Annotated in this window: 8 protein-coding genes; 7 read left to right on the top strand and 1 reads right to left on the bottom strand. The window is 61.4% G+C overall.

What is annotated here, in order from left to right; translation table 11 throughout:
• Nucleotides 1–13 precede the first annotated feature (13 nt).
• Both HV753_RS17080 and HV753_RS17075 read left to right on the top strand, forming a co-directional pair.
• The gene (locus HV753_RS17080; protein WP_175175690.1) at nucleotides 14–1,336 is read left to right on the top strand and encodes a UDP-glucose dehydrogenase family protein; all 1,323 of its coding nucleotides are present in this window, start codon (nucleotides 14–16) and stop codon (nucleotides 1,334–1,336) included.
• Nucleotides 1,333–2,391: a glycosyltransferase family 4 protein gene (locus HV753_RS17075; protein ID WP_175175689.1), complete on the top strand. Its 1,059-nt coding sequence runs from the start codon at nucleotides 1,333–1,335 to the stop codon at nucleotides 2,389–2,391. The genes HV753_RS17080 and HV753_RS17075 overlap by 4 nt, the downstream gene beginning before the upstream one ends.
• Nucleotides 2,392–2,409: 18 nt before the next feature.
• Here HV753_RS17075 and HV753_RS17070 read toward each other — a convergent pair whose 3' ends face one another.
• Nucleotides 2,410–2,898, bottom strand: a complete 489-nt coding sequence (locus HV753_RS17070; RefSeq protein WP_175175688.1) for an Lrp/AsnC family transcriptional regulator — start codon at nucleotides 2,896–2,898, stop codon at nucleotides 2,410–2,412.
• Nucleotides 2,899–3,048: 150 nt separating this feature from the next.
• Here HV753_RS17070 and glmS point away from each other — a divergent pair, with 150 nt between their 5' ends.
• The 5 genes from glmS to HV753_RS17045 all read left to right on the top strand — a co-directional run bounded on the left by glmS (nucleotide 3,049) and on the right by HV753_RS17045 (nucleotide 14,711).
• Entirely contained in the window at nucleotides 3,049–4,881 is a 1,833-nt protein-coding gene (gene glmS / locus HV753_RS17065) for a glutamine--fructose-6-phosphate transaminase (isomerizing) (protein ID WP_175175687.1), read from the top strand.
• A 492-nt stretch (nucleotides 4,882–5,373) separates the two neighbouring features.
• Nucleotides 5,374–8,226 (top strand): autotransporter family protein, encoded by a 2,853-nt coding sequence (locus HV753_RS17060; protein ID WP_175175686.1) that lies wholly within the window; start codon nucleotides 5,374–5,376, stop codon nucleotides 8,224–8,226.
• Between the two features lie 652 nt (nucleotides 8,227–8,878).
• Nucleotides 8,879–10,138, top strand: coding sequence for a nucleotide sugar dehydrogenase (locus HV753_RS17055; RefSeq protein WP_175175685.1), 1,260 nt, complete (start codon nucleotides 8,879–8,881; stop codon nucleotides 10,136–10,138).
• Nucleotides 10,139–10,176: 38 nt separating this feature from the next.
• Nucleotides 10,177–12,657 (top strand): hypothetical protein, encoded by a 2,481-nt coding sequence (locus HV753_RS17050; protein WP_175175684.1) that lies wholly within the window; start codon nucleotides 10,177–10,179, stop codon nucleotides 12,655–12,657.
• Entirely contained in the window at nucleotides 12,654–14,711 is a 2,058-nt protein-coding gene (locus HV753_RS17045; RefSeq protein ID WP_175175683.1) for a glycosyltransferase, read from the top strand. Before HV753_RS17050 ends, HV753_RS17045 begins: the two co-directional genes overlap by 4 nt.
• Nucleotides 14,712–14,723: the final 12 nt, after the last annotated feature.

The raw sequence follows: 14,723 nt of genomic DNA, 5'->3' as shown, positions 1-14,723 counted from the left end.
AAGGCGTGCAGGCATGAAAATCACGGTCGTGGGTACCGGTTACGTGGGGTTGGTGTCGGGAGCGTGCCTGGCCGACATGGGCAACGACGTCATGTGTCTGGACGTGGACGCGGCGAAGATCGCCCTGTTGCGCCAGGGCGGCATCCCCATCTACGAGCCTGGCTTGGAAGACCTGGTCCGCCGCAACGTGCAGGCGGGACGCCTGCATTTCACCGACGACGTGGCGCAAAGCGTGGCTTTTGGCGACGTGCAGTTCATTGCCGTGGGCACGCCGCCGGGCGAAGACGGTTCCGCCGACTTGAAGTACGTGCTGGCTGCGGCCCAGAACATTGCGCGCCACATGACATCCCGCAAGCTGATCGTGGACAAGTCCACCGTGCCCGTCGGCACGGCCGACAAGGTGCGGGCGGTCGTGGACAAGGAACTGGCCGCGCGTGGCGTGCAGATTCCGTTCAGCGTGGCATCCAACCCCGAATTCCTGAAGGAAGGCGCGGCCATCAATGACTTCATGAGCCCGGATCGGGTGGTGGTCGGCGCCGACGATGACTACACGGTCGGCGTGATGCGCCGCATCTACGAACCGTTCCAGCGCACGCACGACCGCCTGATGGTGATGGACGTGCGTTCGGCTGAATTGACCAAGTACGCCGCCAACGCGATGCTGGCCACGCGCATTTCGTTCATGAATGAAATGGCGAACCTGGCCGAAGCGCTGGGCGCGGACATCGAACAGGTGCGTCGCGGCATTGGCGCCGATCCCCGCATCGGCTATCACTTCCTGTATCCCGGCGCGGGCTACGGCGGGTCTTGCTTCCCCAAGGACGTGCAGGCGCTGGTCAATACCGCTGCCGAGAACTCCCTGCCCATGCGGGTCATCGAAGCCGCCGAAGCCGCCAACCATGCGCAGAAGTTCCGCTTGTCGGAAAAACTGGTGGAACGCTATGGCGAAGACCTGCGTGGCCGCAAGATCGCCCTGTGGGGCTTGTCATTCAAGCCGAACACCGACGACATGCGCGAAGCCCCCAGCCTGACGATCATCGCCGAGCTGACGCGCCGTGGCGCCGAGGTGCGCGCGTATGACCCCGTTGCCATGCACGAGGCCGCCCGCGTGCTGGTGGGCCAGCCTGGCATCAGCTTCGCCACTGACATGTACGACGCGCTGGATGGCGCGGACGCGCTGTTGATCGCCACGGAGTGGAAAGTCTTCCGCGCGCCTGACTTCGATCGCGTGAAAGCCCTGCTGAAGACACCGTTGATCCTCGACGGCCGCAACCTGTACACGCCGGCCGATGTGCGTGGCCTGGGCTTCGAGTATTCCGGCATCGGGCGCGCATGAAGATCCTGCAACTGAACTTCGAGAAAGGCTGGCGCGGCGGCGAGCGACAGACGCTGTATTGCATGCGCGCCTTCCGCAAGGCGGGCCATGACGTCGAAGTGATGTGCCGGGAAGGGGCGCCGCTGGCCGAGCGCGCCCGCCAGGAAGGCTTTGTGGCCCATACCTGTCGCAACGTGCCCGGGCAACTGGCATTCCTGGCTGGGGCCGGCCGTTACGACATCATCCACGCGCAAACCGCCAACACCATCACCTGGGCCGTGCTGACCAAGTGGCTGCACCGCAGCCCGGTGGTGTTCTCGCGCCGCACGTCGTTCGTGGTCAAACCGGGCGACGAATGGAAGACCGGCTTCAAGTGGCGTCACGCCAACCTGTTCGTGGCCATCAGCGAGATGGCCGCGGGCGAACCGCGCAGGCTGGGCATCGAGCCCGTCATCATTCGCAGCGCGGTCGAGCCGCACACGATCAACGCGGAAAATGTCGATGGCCTGGTGCGTGAATTCGACTTGACCGGCAAGAAGGTCATGGCGACCTCCGCGGCACTGATCCGCGACAAGGATCCGGTGACGCTGGTGCGCGCCGTGGGCGAGCTGGCCAAGTCGCGCCGCGACTTTGTCTTCCTGCATTTCGGCGCCGGGGGTGACCGAGAGCAGCAGGCCAAGGACGAAGCGCGCCGTCTGGGCATTGAAGACGTCTACCGCTTTGCGGGCTTTCGCAAGGGCGTCGAGGACTTCTACAGCATTCTTGATGTCTTCGTCATGAGCTCCGAGGAAGAGGCGCTGGGCAGCAGCGTGCTGGACGCCTTCCTACAGCGGGTGCCGGTGGTGTCGACCGACGCGGGCGGGCTGAAGGAAAGCCTGGCCGATGGCCGCGGCGTGCTGGTTGCGGTGGGCGACCATCAAGCCATGGCCGCTGGCATGGCCCGTTGCCTGGACGATGTGGCGTTCCGCCAGGAAGTCACCGAGCGTGCCTACGAATACGTGCGCAATGAGCACGACGTGCAGAAGATGGGTAACCGGTATTTGGCGCAGTTCGAGCGCCTGCTGGGCAGCCGGTAATACCGGCGCACCGCGTCGTCAGCCGCGCACGTCGATCCGCGTCTCGAACTTGGCGCGGTGTACCGAGAAGAACGTGCGCACGTTGCGCACGTTGGCCTGGGCAGTGAAGGCCCGGTGCACCAGCGCGTGATAGGCCGGCATATCCTTGACCTGCGCGATCACCACGAAATCCGGCCCCGGCGACACCCGGTAGCATTGCAGCACGGCCGGTTCGGTCAGCATGCTTTGCTCAAACGCATCCAGGCTTTCCGCCGCCTGCACGTCCAGCGTGATCTCCACGATTGCCGTCAGCGTGCTGCCCAGTTTTTCGGCCGCCAGAATCGCGACCTGCCGGTCGATCACCCCCTCATCCACCAGTCGGCGTACCCGCCGCAGGCAGGTCGGCGGCGACGCATGCACGCGCGCCGCCAGATCCTGGTTGGTCAACGAGCTGTCTTCTTGTAACTGTTCAAGAATGCGCAAGTCCAGATCATCCAGTTCCGGTAAGGAATTCGGCGGGTTTTGCATGATTAATTCAAAAATATCTATTTGAAGAAAGATTATTTAATCACAAATATGTAAGGGAATTAACTTCCATTTGTTGCCACATAAAGAAATCAAATTTCTTGGCGGGTCGCGCACAATGCGTCGGTACACGAACTTAGCGGAGTCTCTCCTATGTGCGGCATTGTTGGCGCCGTCGCCCAGCGCGACATCACCCCGATCCTTGTTGAAGGTCTGAAGCGGCTGGAATATCGCGGCTACGACTCTTGCGGCGTCGCCGTCTACGCCGACGGCCATCTGCGCCGCACGCGCAGCACGCAGCGCGTGGCCGAGTTGGCCGAGCAGGTCGCGCAGGACAAGGTGCAAGGTTTCACGGGCATTGCCCACACTCGCTGGGCCACCCACGGCGTGCCGGCCACGCACAACGCCCATCCGCACTTCTCGCACCTGGGCAACGAAGAGCCGCGCATCGCGCTGGTCCACAACGGCATCATCGAAAACCACGATGAACTGCGCGCCGAATTGCAGGCCGTCGGCTACGTCTTTGAAAGCCAGACCGACACCGAGGTCATCGCGCACCTGGTGAATCACCTGTACGCAGGCGATCTGTTTGAAACGGTGCAGCAGGCGGTGCGCCGCCTGCATGGCGCCTACGCCATCGCCGTGTTCTGCCGCGATGAACCGCACCGCGTTGTCGGCGCGCGCCAAGGCTCGCCGCTGGTGGTGGGCGTGGGCCAGAACGAGAACTTCCTGGCTTCCGACGCACTGGCCCTGGCTGGCACGACGGATCAGATCATCTACCTGGAAGACGGCGACGTCGTCGATCTGCAACTGTCGCGCGTGTGGATCGTGGACGCCAATGGCAAGAACGTGGACCGTGAAGTGCACACCGTGCACGTGCATACCGGCGCCGCTGAACTGGGCCCGTACCGCCACTACATGCAGAAGGAAATCTTCGAGCAGCCCCGCGCGGTCGGCGATACCCTGCAAGACATTGAAGCCATCACGCCCGAACTGTTTGGCGACGAAGCCTTCAAGATCTTCAAGGACATCGATTCGCTCTTGATCCTGGCGTGCGGCACCAGCTACTACGCTGGCTTGACCGCCAAGTACTGGATCGAGTCCATCGCCAAAATCCCGGTTGCCGTCGAGATCGCCAGCGAATACCGCTATCGCGACAGCGTGCCCAACCCGCGTTCGCTGGTGGTGACCATCTCGCAGTCCGGCGAAACCGCCGATACGCTGGCCGCGCTGAAGCACGCCCGTTCGCTGGGCATGGAAAACACGCTGACCATCTGCAACGTGTCCACCAGCGCCATGGTGCGCGAGTGCAAGCTGTCCTACATCACCCGTGCCGGCGTTGAAATCGGCGTGGCGTCCACCAAGGCTTTCACCACGCAGCTGACCGCGCTGTTCCTGCTGACCTTGGCGCTGGCGCAAGTGCGCGGCCGCCTGACCGACGAACAGGAAGCCGAACATCTGAAGGCGCTGCGTCACCTGCCGGTGGCCATCGGTTCGGTGCTGGCGCTGGAACCGCAGATCATGGCTTGGGCCGACCGCTTCGCCTCCAAGGAAAACGCGCTGTTCCTGGGCCGTGGCATGCACTACCCGATCGCGCTGGAAGGCGCGCTGAAGCTGAAGGAAATCAGCTACATCCATGCTGAAGCCTACCCGGCCGGCGAACTCAAGCACGGCCCCCTGGCGCTGGTGACGGAGCACATGCCCGTCGTGACGATTGCGCCCAAGGACGAACTGCTGGAAAAGCTGAAGTCGAACATGCAGGAAGTGCGCGCCCGTGGCGGCGAGCTGTATGTCTTCGCCGATGCCGACAGCAAGATCCAAAGCGCCGAAGGCATGCATGTGATCCGCATGCCGGAGAACTACGGCAAGCTGTCGCCGATCCTGCATACGATCCCGCTGCAACTGCTGTCGTATCACACGGCATGCGCACGTGGCACGGATGTGGATAAGCCGCGTAACCTGGCAAAGAGCGTGACGGTGGAATAATCCGCCGGTATGCACGGGGAATATGAAGATAATGGATAAAGTTATTCTTAGAACATAACGTTCGATTTATTCCATTCTCGGAAAACCTGTTGTTTCGTCATTCCATGGGCCGCCTGATAGCGGCCCATTTTCATGGCGATTCTGGCAAGCACCCATGTCTATTTGTTTCACGACGACGCTGAGCGTATCGCGGTGGAAAGCGGCCGGCGCATCGTTCTGGATGGTATCCAGACGCACGATTCAAAGCGGTCGGATGGTATCCATTTTATTGATTGAATAATTTGGATGGTATCTATTGTCGCTATTTTAATAATCTCTTCGGGATCACTCCATTAATTCTTGGTATTGCAAAAAAAAGCGTTTACATTGCGTCCTTTTTTTGCGGAAGCCCACTTTCATCCCTACGGATTAGCCTGTTACGTAGTAATACTTTTACAGCAATCCCGTAATGCTTGGGCTTCAGATTATTAATCAAGAGAAAGAGGATTCACGTTGATATATGGCACGAAGAAGTGGCTGACGGCGACGCTCGCGCTAAGCACGTCCTACGGCGGTAGCGTCACGGCTGCGGACCTGACCGTACCGTCAGGCAGTACTCAGGTATTCGACGGTTCGGCCAATTTCCCCGGTGGGGTGGATGTCAGCGGCGGCACGCTGGTGATCGGCGGCAACGGGGGCGGAGCAGGCGTCGCACTCGGTGGGAACGTCAATGCGACATCGAACGGCACCGTCGCGGGTTTTGGTTCGATCAATGGTGATCTCAGCGTGACGGGCAACGCGCGCGTCGCGCCCGGCTATGCCGTGGGCACGCCGACCGGCGTGTCCAACGGCAACCTGGTCGTCAATGGCAACCTGTCGATGAACAATGCCGTGTTTGACTTCGAGACGGGTTACGCGGGACTGCCCATCACGCAGCCCGGTACCGGCGACAACATCACGGTTCGCGGTAATGCCGCCATCAACAACACGACGCTGAACGTGTCGGTGAATACGTTGGGCGTCAACGCGGGCTACTACCGGATCATGTCCTACGGCGGCACGTTGAGCGGCAACGGTTTGTCGTTGGGCACGGTCACGGGTGACTCGGTGCCAGGGGCGACCATTCAGTCGCTGACCGGGGACAAGCAGATCAACCTTATCCTGGGTCCGAGCACGACCAATCTGTGGAATGGCAACGGCGTGGCGTCGGCCACCCAGGCAGGCGGTGGCAATGGCACGTGGAGCGCCGCCAGCGCCAACTGGAACAGTCCGACCAATGCCACGGGCGCGCTGCCCGATGGCGGATATGCGATTTTCACGGGCGCGGTTGGCACCGTGACTGTCGATGGCAGGGCGGGTCCCGTCCGCGTGTCCGGCCTTCAGTTCGCCACTGACCGCTATCGTCTGCAAGGCGCTCCGATCACCCTGGTCGCCAACGGCGCAAACCCGCCGGCGATTGTGGTTGGCGACGGCACCTATGCATCGGGCCAATTCGTCGACACCATCGACAACCCTCTGCAAGGCACGCAGGGCTTCGTCAAGACCGGCCCGGGATCGTTGATCCTGACTGCCGATAGCAGCGGCCTGACCGGCCCCATCCTGATCGCCGATGGCGCCCTGGAAATCGACGGCAAGTTGAACGGTCCCGTTGATATCGGCCGCGAAGTCGTGCTGGCGGGTGTTGGCCAGGTGGGCACCACCACCCTCTATCCCACCGCAGTCATTTCGCCGGGCAATGACGGCTCGCCCATCGGCACGCTTACCGTCAACGGCAATCTCACCTTCGGCGAAAACACGATCTATCGCGTGCATGCCGATCCGGCCAGCAGCGCCAGCGACCGCATCCACGTCACGGGCGTGGCCTACCTTGATGGCTCCGTGGCGCACGTGGGTCCCGACGGCAACTATGCGCCGCGCACGACCTACAACATCCTGACCGCGGACGGTGGCATACAGGGCAGGTTCACCGGCGCCTCAAGCGCGTATGCGTTCTTGACGCCCACGCTCAGCTACGACGCCAAAAATGCCTTCATGACGCTGACGCGCAATGACGTGGCGATTGGCGACATCGGCAACACCGGCAACGAGAGCAGCGTGGGCGGGGCCTTGGATAAGGAAGATCCTCCCGCCACCGGAAATGGATCGTCGTCGACCGGCAACGGATCGACTGCAACGGGAAATGGATCGACTTCGACCGGAAGCGGAACGACGTCGACGGGCGATGGCACGGCCGCGGCTGGAGGCGAATCGTCGTTGGTCGCAAGTGGCAACGGATCGGGCAAAGAGACGGGAGCCAGCCAGGTAACGACGGCGGTTCTCACCATGACGCCAGGTGAGGCGCGCTCGGCCTTGAGGATGCTCTCCGGCGAAGCGTACGCAAGCACCGCCAGCGTGTTGCAGAGCCAAGGCGACACCGTGCGCACGCTGCCATTGGCCCACTTGCGTGGCAACCTTGATGCGCCGGTACTCGCTGGACGGCCCACGGCTCAACTGGGTGCGCCGTCGTCCGATGCCCTGCCGCAAAGCGGAGCCTCGCCGGTCTGGGCGCAAGTGTTCGGCAACTGGAGCACCTTCGGTAGCGACGGCAATGCATCGAGCGTGACCCAATCGGCTGGCGGCCTCTTCGTCGGCGGCGACGGTGCGGTAGGCGGAGGCTGGCGAATGGGTGGTGCGCTCGGCTACATCGGCAGCCACAATTCGATCGATGATGCGTCCTCGCGCACGGACGTCGACAGCTATACCGCCACGTTGTTCGGCGGACGAAGCTTCGAGGCCGGACCTGGCCATCTGCGCTTCATGGCGGGCGCGGCCTACACCTGGCACGATATCGACACCAAGCGCAACGTGGCGGCAGGTAGCCTGAACCAACAGCTCAAGTCGTCCTATCACGCCGCGTCGACGCAAGTGTTCACGGAACTTGGCTATAAGCTGCCGCTGGGCGACACCTACTCCGTTGAGCCCTTCGCCGGTGTGGCGTGGAACCAGGTTCGCACTCGCGACTTCGAGGAATCCGGCGGCACGGCAGCCCTGCACGGAGCAGGAAGCACTGACGACGTGACGAGCACCACGATGGGACTGCGCGGCGCATGGATGTTCGGTTCCGACCGCGCGCCCGGCCGCCTGACGGCATCGCTGGGCTGGCGTCATGCCATGGGTGATGTGAAGCCCAGGCAGGAACTGGCTTTTGACGGCGGCAGCACGTTCTCGGTGACGGGGGTTCCCATCGCGCGCGACGCAGCTGTCCTTGGGCTTGGCGCGGAAATGACGATCACGCGGAACACGACGGCCGGCGTCGCCTACGACGCACAGTTCGGTGGCGGCAACCGCCAACAGTCCGGGATGTTCAAGCTGGCCATGCGCTTCTAGTCCGACGCACGACCCAGCAACCTGTGGCCGGAAACCCGGCAGCCCACCGCTTGCGGTGGGCTTTTTTTTCCTTGCCTGCGCTGCCGCCAGGGCGTGGGCGCCCACCTCACGAAACGCAAGATTCAGGTTTTGCGGGCGTTATCAGTCGCTAAGGAAGGCGTGGGGTAGCACGGTATTCTTTCCGAATTGTGGCGATACCCGTGACGTTAATTTGAAATGGTGACATTTCTTCTGGTTATTAATAAATAATCGCCGTTTGGGTATTATGTCTTTTCAATTTGGTTAAACAAAAATAAGAAAAACGCTTTTCAATATTTGCTAACAACTGCCCGATCCCGGTTTGTTGCGGTTTATGTAATGAATGTAATTATTTAAGGGATTTCCCGGGTTTATTACGACCACTTTGATTTATTTCCACAGCAATAAAAATTTTTAGAAAGAAGTTTGCTGTGTATGCCCTCTACGATTCGTTGGTTCGTCACCCAGCACGTTTATTTGGGTATCGAACAGTAATAATTCTTTAGCAATCAGTCCGCCCAAAACACGACAACCGTATGTCGATTTTATGTCGATTACGTGTCTCTGGGCGTCAATTTCTAGTGTTCTCGACACGACGAAAACAGTGAGGTCCCCCGTGGTAAAAAGAATCGCAGTGTGTGGCCTTGGATATGTCGGCCTACCCGTAGCCGTCGCATTTTCCAAGCGCTTTGATGTCATCGGTTTTGATGTGGATAAGCGGCGCATCGCACGGCTGAAGGAAGGGGATGACTGGACCGGCGAGATCGAACGCGACGTATTGATTGCTTCCCCCATGCAGTTCACCGACCAGGTGTCGGAGCTGGAAGGTTGCGATTTCTTCGTCGTTGCCGTTCCGACGCCCGTTGACGAGAAGAACAATCCGGACTTTTCCCTGCTGGTCCGAGCTTGCAGGTCGATCGGCCCCGTGCTGCGTCCGGGATGCATCGTCGTCTTCGAGTCCACCGTCCACCCGGGTGCAACCGAAGAAATCTGCGGCCCGGAGCTGGAAAAAGTGTCTGGCCTGCGTTGCGGCATCGACTTCAAGCTGGGCTACAGCCCCGAACGGATCAACCCAGGCGATCGTGAGCATCCGCTTGAGAAGATCGTGAAGATCGTGTCCGGCCAGGATGCGGCATCGCTGGAAATCATCGCTGGCGTCTACGAAAAGATTATCGACGCGGGCGTACACCGCGCTTCTTCCATCAAAGTGGCCGAGGCGGCGAAGGTGCTTGAGAACACGCAGCGCGACATCAATATCGCGCTGATGAACGAAATGTCGAAGATCTGCGATCTGGTCGGCATTCGTACCTCCGAGGTCCTGGAAGCCGCCGGAACCAAGTGGAACTTCCTCAAGTTCTCACCGGGTCTCGTGGGCGGGCATTGCATTGGGGTCGATCCGTACTACCTGACGTCCAAAGCGCAAGAACTCGGCTATCACCCCGAGGTCATCCTGTCGGGCCGCCGGATCAATGACGGCATGGCCAAGCACGTCGCCTCGCGCGTGGTCCAGACCCTGGCCCGCAACGGCCGCCTGAATGCATCGACCCGGGTCGGCATTCTGGGGATGACGTTCAAGGAAAACGTTCCCGATATCCGCAACTCGAAAGTCGTCGATCTCTATAACGCCCTGGGCGAATACGGCATCACGCCGGTTGCATGCGACCCGATGGCCGATTCGGACCAGATGGAACACGAGTACGGCATCAAGCTCGTGCAGCGCGACGAATTCCGGGACATGGACGTGCTGATTCTGGCCGTTCCTCACCGCGAAACCATGGACTCCATCTGGGATGACATGCCGGATCTGGTCAAGAGCGGGGGCATGGTGTGCGACTTGAAGTCCGTGCTTGATAGCAAACGGCTTCAGCCTGACCTCTTGTACTGGACTCTTTAAGTTCAGGCCCGCTATCCCTCATTACAGGAGAGACCTGAATGGCCGCTTTTACCATCGCTCCCATTGGAACCTGCCGCATCCACACGCCGCTGCGCGATGCCGTGGGACGCTACCCGATCAAGCTTCAGCTCGGGCGCAACTACGGCTTTGTGCACACCAGCGCTGAGGCGCTTCAGCAAGCGCGATTCATGTTCGGCGAGTGTGAGATTCCCGCTGACGTGCAGCGCTTGATCTTCCGACCGTCGAATGGCGAGCAGGCTCGCCGTGGGACGCACAAGGCGGCCGACCTGTACATGGTCGAACTGTCTTCGCGCAAGTTGCTGACCATTGATGGATATCCCATCCAGTCCAACTATCTGGTGCGCTATTTCAGCGAGTTCTTCGCCGACCGCACGCGCACCCGGATGTTCTGGTCTCTCGCCCACGCCGACCGGCTTGCCGAGCGGCGCGCATTGCTGGACCAAGAACCGGTCTTCAACAGCCTCTCCTCGGAAGATCGGGATTTGCTGTCCCGCATCGTCAAGCGTGATCTGACGGACGACGAGATCGAGGCCGAAATGCGTCAGATCGTCGACTTGCTCGGTCGCGACAAGGTGGTGTTCGTCACGCACGTCAACGCCCTGACGCCGGACAATGTGCCGATCGAACAGCGAGCGCAGTTGATCGCTGCGATCGTCGCGGGGGCTCAGCGCATTGGCGTGCCTTGCTACGATCCGACGCCGCTGATGAACAAGATTGGGCAAGCCGATGCGATGGAAAACGGCGGGCTCGACCTGACGCACTACTCACAGAACTTTGGCGAGCGCCTGTGCGCGGACTGGTACAAGAACTTCATGCGTCCGCGCATGAGCGCATCCACGCCGCAGGTCGCCGTGCCCAAGCTTGGAACCGACGACAGCGCCGAGCGCATTGAAAAGTTGTGGGATTCGGGCGACCTGCGCGAAGCGTCGCGGCGCGTGCGTGATGTGCTTCGCCGCCATCCCGGCCTGCCTGACCACATGCTGCTGTTCGCCAGGATTCAAGAAGAGCTGGGTGACTACGAAGGGTCGCTTGCGCTGTTGGGCAGCGCGGATGGCGCACTGGCAACCGGTAGCAAGGCCGAACAGATTCTGATGCGCAATCAGTTCAAGCTGGGACGCCATGATGTGGCGTACTCGCTGGCGGCAGGTCTGCTGGGCGACGAGATCGAAACCCCCGAAATCGTACGAATCGCAGCGGCTTCCGCAGCGCAATTGGGCCACATCGACGAGGCCCTGGGCAATTGGAAGCAATTGTTCCGCATTTCTTCCCCGGAAGATGCGGGCGCGGTGGAAGCGGCCGACACGGTGCTCTCGTTGTTGCAGACGAGCGGCGACATGGAGGCCGCCATACGCTGGGTCCACGAAGTCCGTGCAGCCATCCCGTCGTATGGCCGAGGGTTTGCCGTGCTGTGGCGCGAGCGCCTGATGGCCGGGGATCGCGCAGGACTGCGCGCCTTGGCGTCCGAGACTCCTGACTTGGACGACGTTGTGGCCCTGGAGCTCGTCAAGGAAGCGTCGTGGCGGGGTTGCATCCTGGCTGCGTCCGCATTGGCGGTGTCTTGCCACCTGGCAGATAGCGAGCAAGAGGAAATCCGTGCATGGCTGCTTGCGCAGTCGTCGTCTTGGGCGGAAGAAGGGAATCGTGCACTGGAAGAGGGGCGTCTGCGCGATGCCGCGGAGAGAATCTGCGCGCACCGTCTGCTCAACCCTGACGCACTGACCGGGGTGCGCGCGCAACGCGCATTCGAGCGGGCGATGCGTCTTGGCGTGCGGGCCGCGCTCTTGGCGGGCAACAACAAGGAAGTGATCGACCTCACGGACATCGCACTGGATACCGACGTCGATTTCCCCGAACTGGATGCCATGCGCGGCCGGGCAGCCGACGCGCTGGGCGACAAGCAAACCGCCATGCGGCATCTTGAGCAGGCCGCTGCCGATGAGTCCGCCCCGTTCAGCGCGAAGTTGTACTTTGCGCGGGTGGCGTTCAATGGCGGCTGGTTCGGCGAGGCCATCGACGCCTACAAGATGGTGCTTGCGCATGCGTCCGCCGACCAAAGCGCAAAGGAAGAAGCGGAGCGCCAGCTTGGCAGGCTTGGACCGCGCGCGATCCGCGGCGCCCGCGAGATCCTGTCCAACGGCGATCATCAGGCAGCCTGGAATCTGCTGGACCGCGTTGCGCAATCGTGGCCTCAGATGACGGAAGTCGATCACGAAAAGCGGCGCATCCTGGCCGTCCTGTATGCCGAGGCGCGCGCGCTGGATTCGTCCAGCACGACGGAACGCCTGGCGCTGGGCGAACGGATCGTGGCACTCGTGCCCGAAGACCCCGTTGGCCTGCGTTTGGCCGCCGTGGGCGCCATGCGCCTGCATCGCTTCGAGCAAGCCTTGCCGTACTGGAAGAAGCTCCAGGAACGTTCTGAGAATCCGGCGCAGTTCGATCACTACATCGAACGCTGCCTGGTGTGGATCGAGAAGATCAACCGGAGAAAGGCGGCATGAACCCACCACTGACTACCGAGCGGGTGGACGCTACGTCCGATCTTCAATGGGTTCATTCCCAATTGGAAGAGATCGTCACGGCGTCGGGGCGGGTGCAAGTTGCACAGGAGAATCTGACTCAGGCAAAAGAGTTGGCTCGCGGTTACATGGAAGACTCGAAAGTCCGCTTCCTTCTGCTTAAGCTGAAGGAGTCGGCGGGCTTGAATGAGGGCATGGCCGAACAGTGGTCGACGCTATTGCAGGAATGCCCGGATGATCTACAGATCGTCCGCTACTGCGCGACCCGCCTCGTGAAGGAACGGCGTATCGATGACGCCTTGTCCTTGGTCGACCACCATCTGCCCGAGTCAGTGGAGAGTGCAGACCGTTTGTTCGCGCGGGCAAAGCTGCTGAGCGACATTCGTGCACACGAGCAGTCCGACGCGCTGTTTCGTCGGCTGATATCCGAGCATACGGATCGCAACATGCGAGTCGAATTCGCCAAGCGATTGCGTAAGCGCGGCTTGCTGGCCGACGCATTCGAGGCGATCGCGCCCGTTGCGAAGCATCTTGCGCCTGGCAGCAAGGCAGCAGAACTGGCCGAAGGACTGGCTAGCGACTATGCCTTCTACCAGCGCTTCGAGTCTGAAGAAGGGCTGGCCGGAAAGGACGTCAGGATCGTGTCGATGAAGCATGCGATTCTGCACTTCCGGAATCGACAGATTGCCGAACAGTCACCGGAGAAGCCGATATCGGTGGCGCTGGTGACGGGCAGCCTTGGGCCGGGCGGCGCCGAGCGGCAGCTGACGCGGCTGGCGGGCGAACTGACCCGCTTGGCGGCGTCGCCAGACTCGCAGCCAACCGACATGCTCATGAGACCGAAGAAGGTCGAGGTGCTGGTCAAGCAGCACACCGAGCCGTCGGGGGCCGCTAAGAAGCAGGAGGATTTCTTCCTGCCCGTTCTGATCAAGGCGCGGATTCCGGTCACGGAAATCAACAGACTGCCCGCCATTTCCGTCTCTCATCAAGCGCTGCCGGAAGGAAGCCTGGGCCGCTTGCTGGAGCAATTGCCGCCACCCGTTCATTACGGCGTGACACGGCTTGCGCCCGTCCTCCGGGCCAACCTGTTTGACGTCGTGAGTCTGTGGCAGGACGGGACTTGCCTGTTCGGCGCGCTGGCCGCCTTGCTGGCCGGGGCCCCGACCATACATCTCGTGTTTCGCGGGCTGCCGCCGAATATCCGCAAGGACCGTTTCCGCGAAGAGTATCCAGAGCTCTACCAAGCCTTGGCTCAAGTGCCCGGGGTGGTGTTCGTCAGCAATAGCCGCAAGGCCGCGGAAGCCTATTCGGAATGGCTGGATATTCCGCTCATGCGCTTTCACATTCTGTACAACGGCGTGCCGGATCTGGCGACTGACGCATCGGCCGCGGATGAGGAGAAGTGGAAGGCCTTCCAAGAGAGCACGACCGATGCCACGGAGACGATCGGTGGCGTATTCCGGCTGGAGCCGGACAAGCGGCCGCAACTCTGGATCAAGCTGGCGGCGCTCTACCTGAAGGAACGTCCACAGGCGCGCTTTGTCATCGTGGGTGACGGGCGTCTGCGAGAGAACATCGAGGCGCTTGCGCACGAGCTGAGTGTGACGGATCGGCTGTTGCTGGTGGGCCTGTCCAATCACGTTGGCTATTGGTATTCGCAAATGGACGCCAGCGTGCTGCTGTCGCGGTACGAGGGTTTGCCCAACGTGCTGATCGAAGCCCAGCTGCTGGGCGTTCCGGTGGTTTCGACGCCTGCCGGCGGCGCCGGCGAGTGCTTCGTAGAGAACGTGACCGGTCACCTGCTTAAGGATGTCGAACATCCGGATCTGCACGAGGCCTGCGAGAAAGTCGCATCAATGGTGGACCAGGTGCGCGACAACGAAGCGCTAAGAGACCACAGCCGCCATCGCGCGCAGAAGCTGTTTTCGCTGGATGCGATGCTGGGCAAATTCCTGGGCCTGTGCGCATCGGTCATGCCTGTGCCGGAAAACGATGAGCGCATCGATATCCAGCCGATGCGTCGGATGTTGGCCTGATTGTTCGCTGAT

Source organism: Achromobacter pestifer, from assembly GCF_902859625.1.
Classification (GTDB): domain Bacteria; phylum Pseudomonadota; class Gammaproteobacteria; order Burkholderiales; family Burkholderiaceae_B; genus Achromobacter; species Achromobacter pestifer.
Note: the sequence above shows the minus strand (reverse complement) of the source record. Positions and strands in the feature narration are given on the sequence as shown.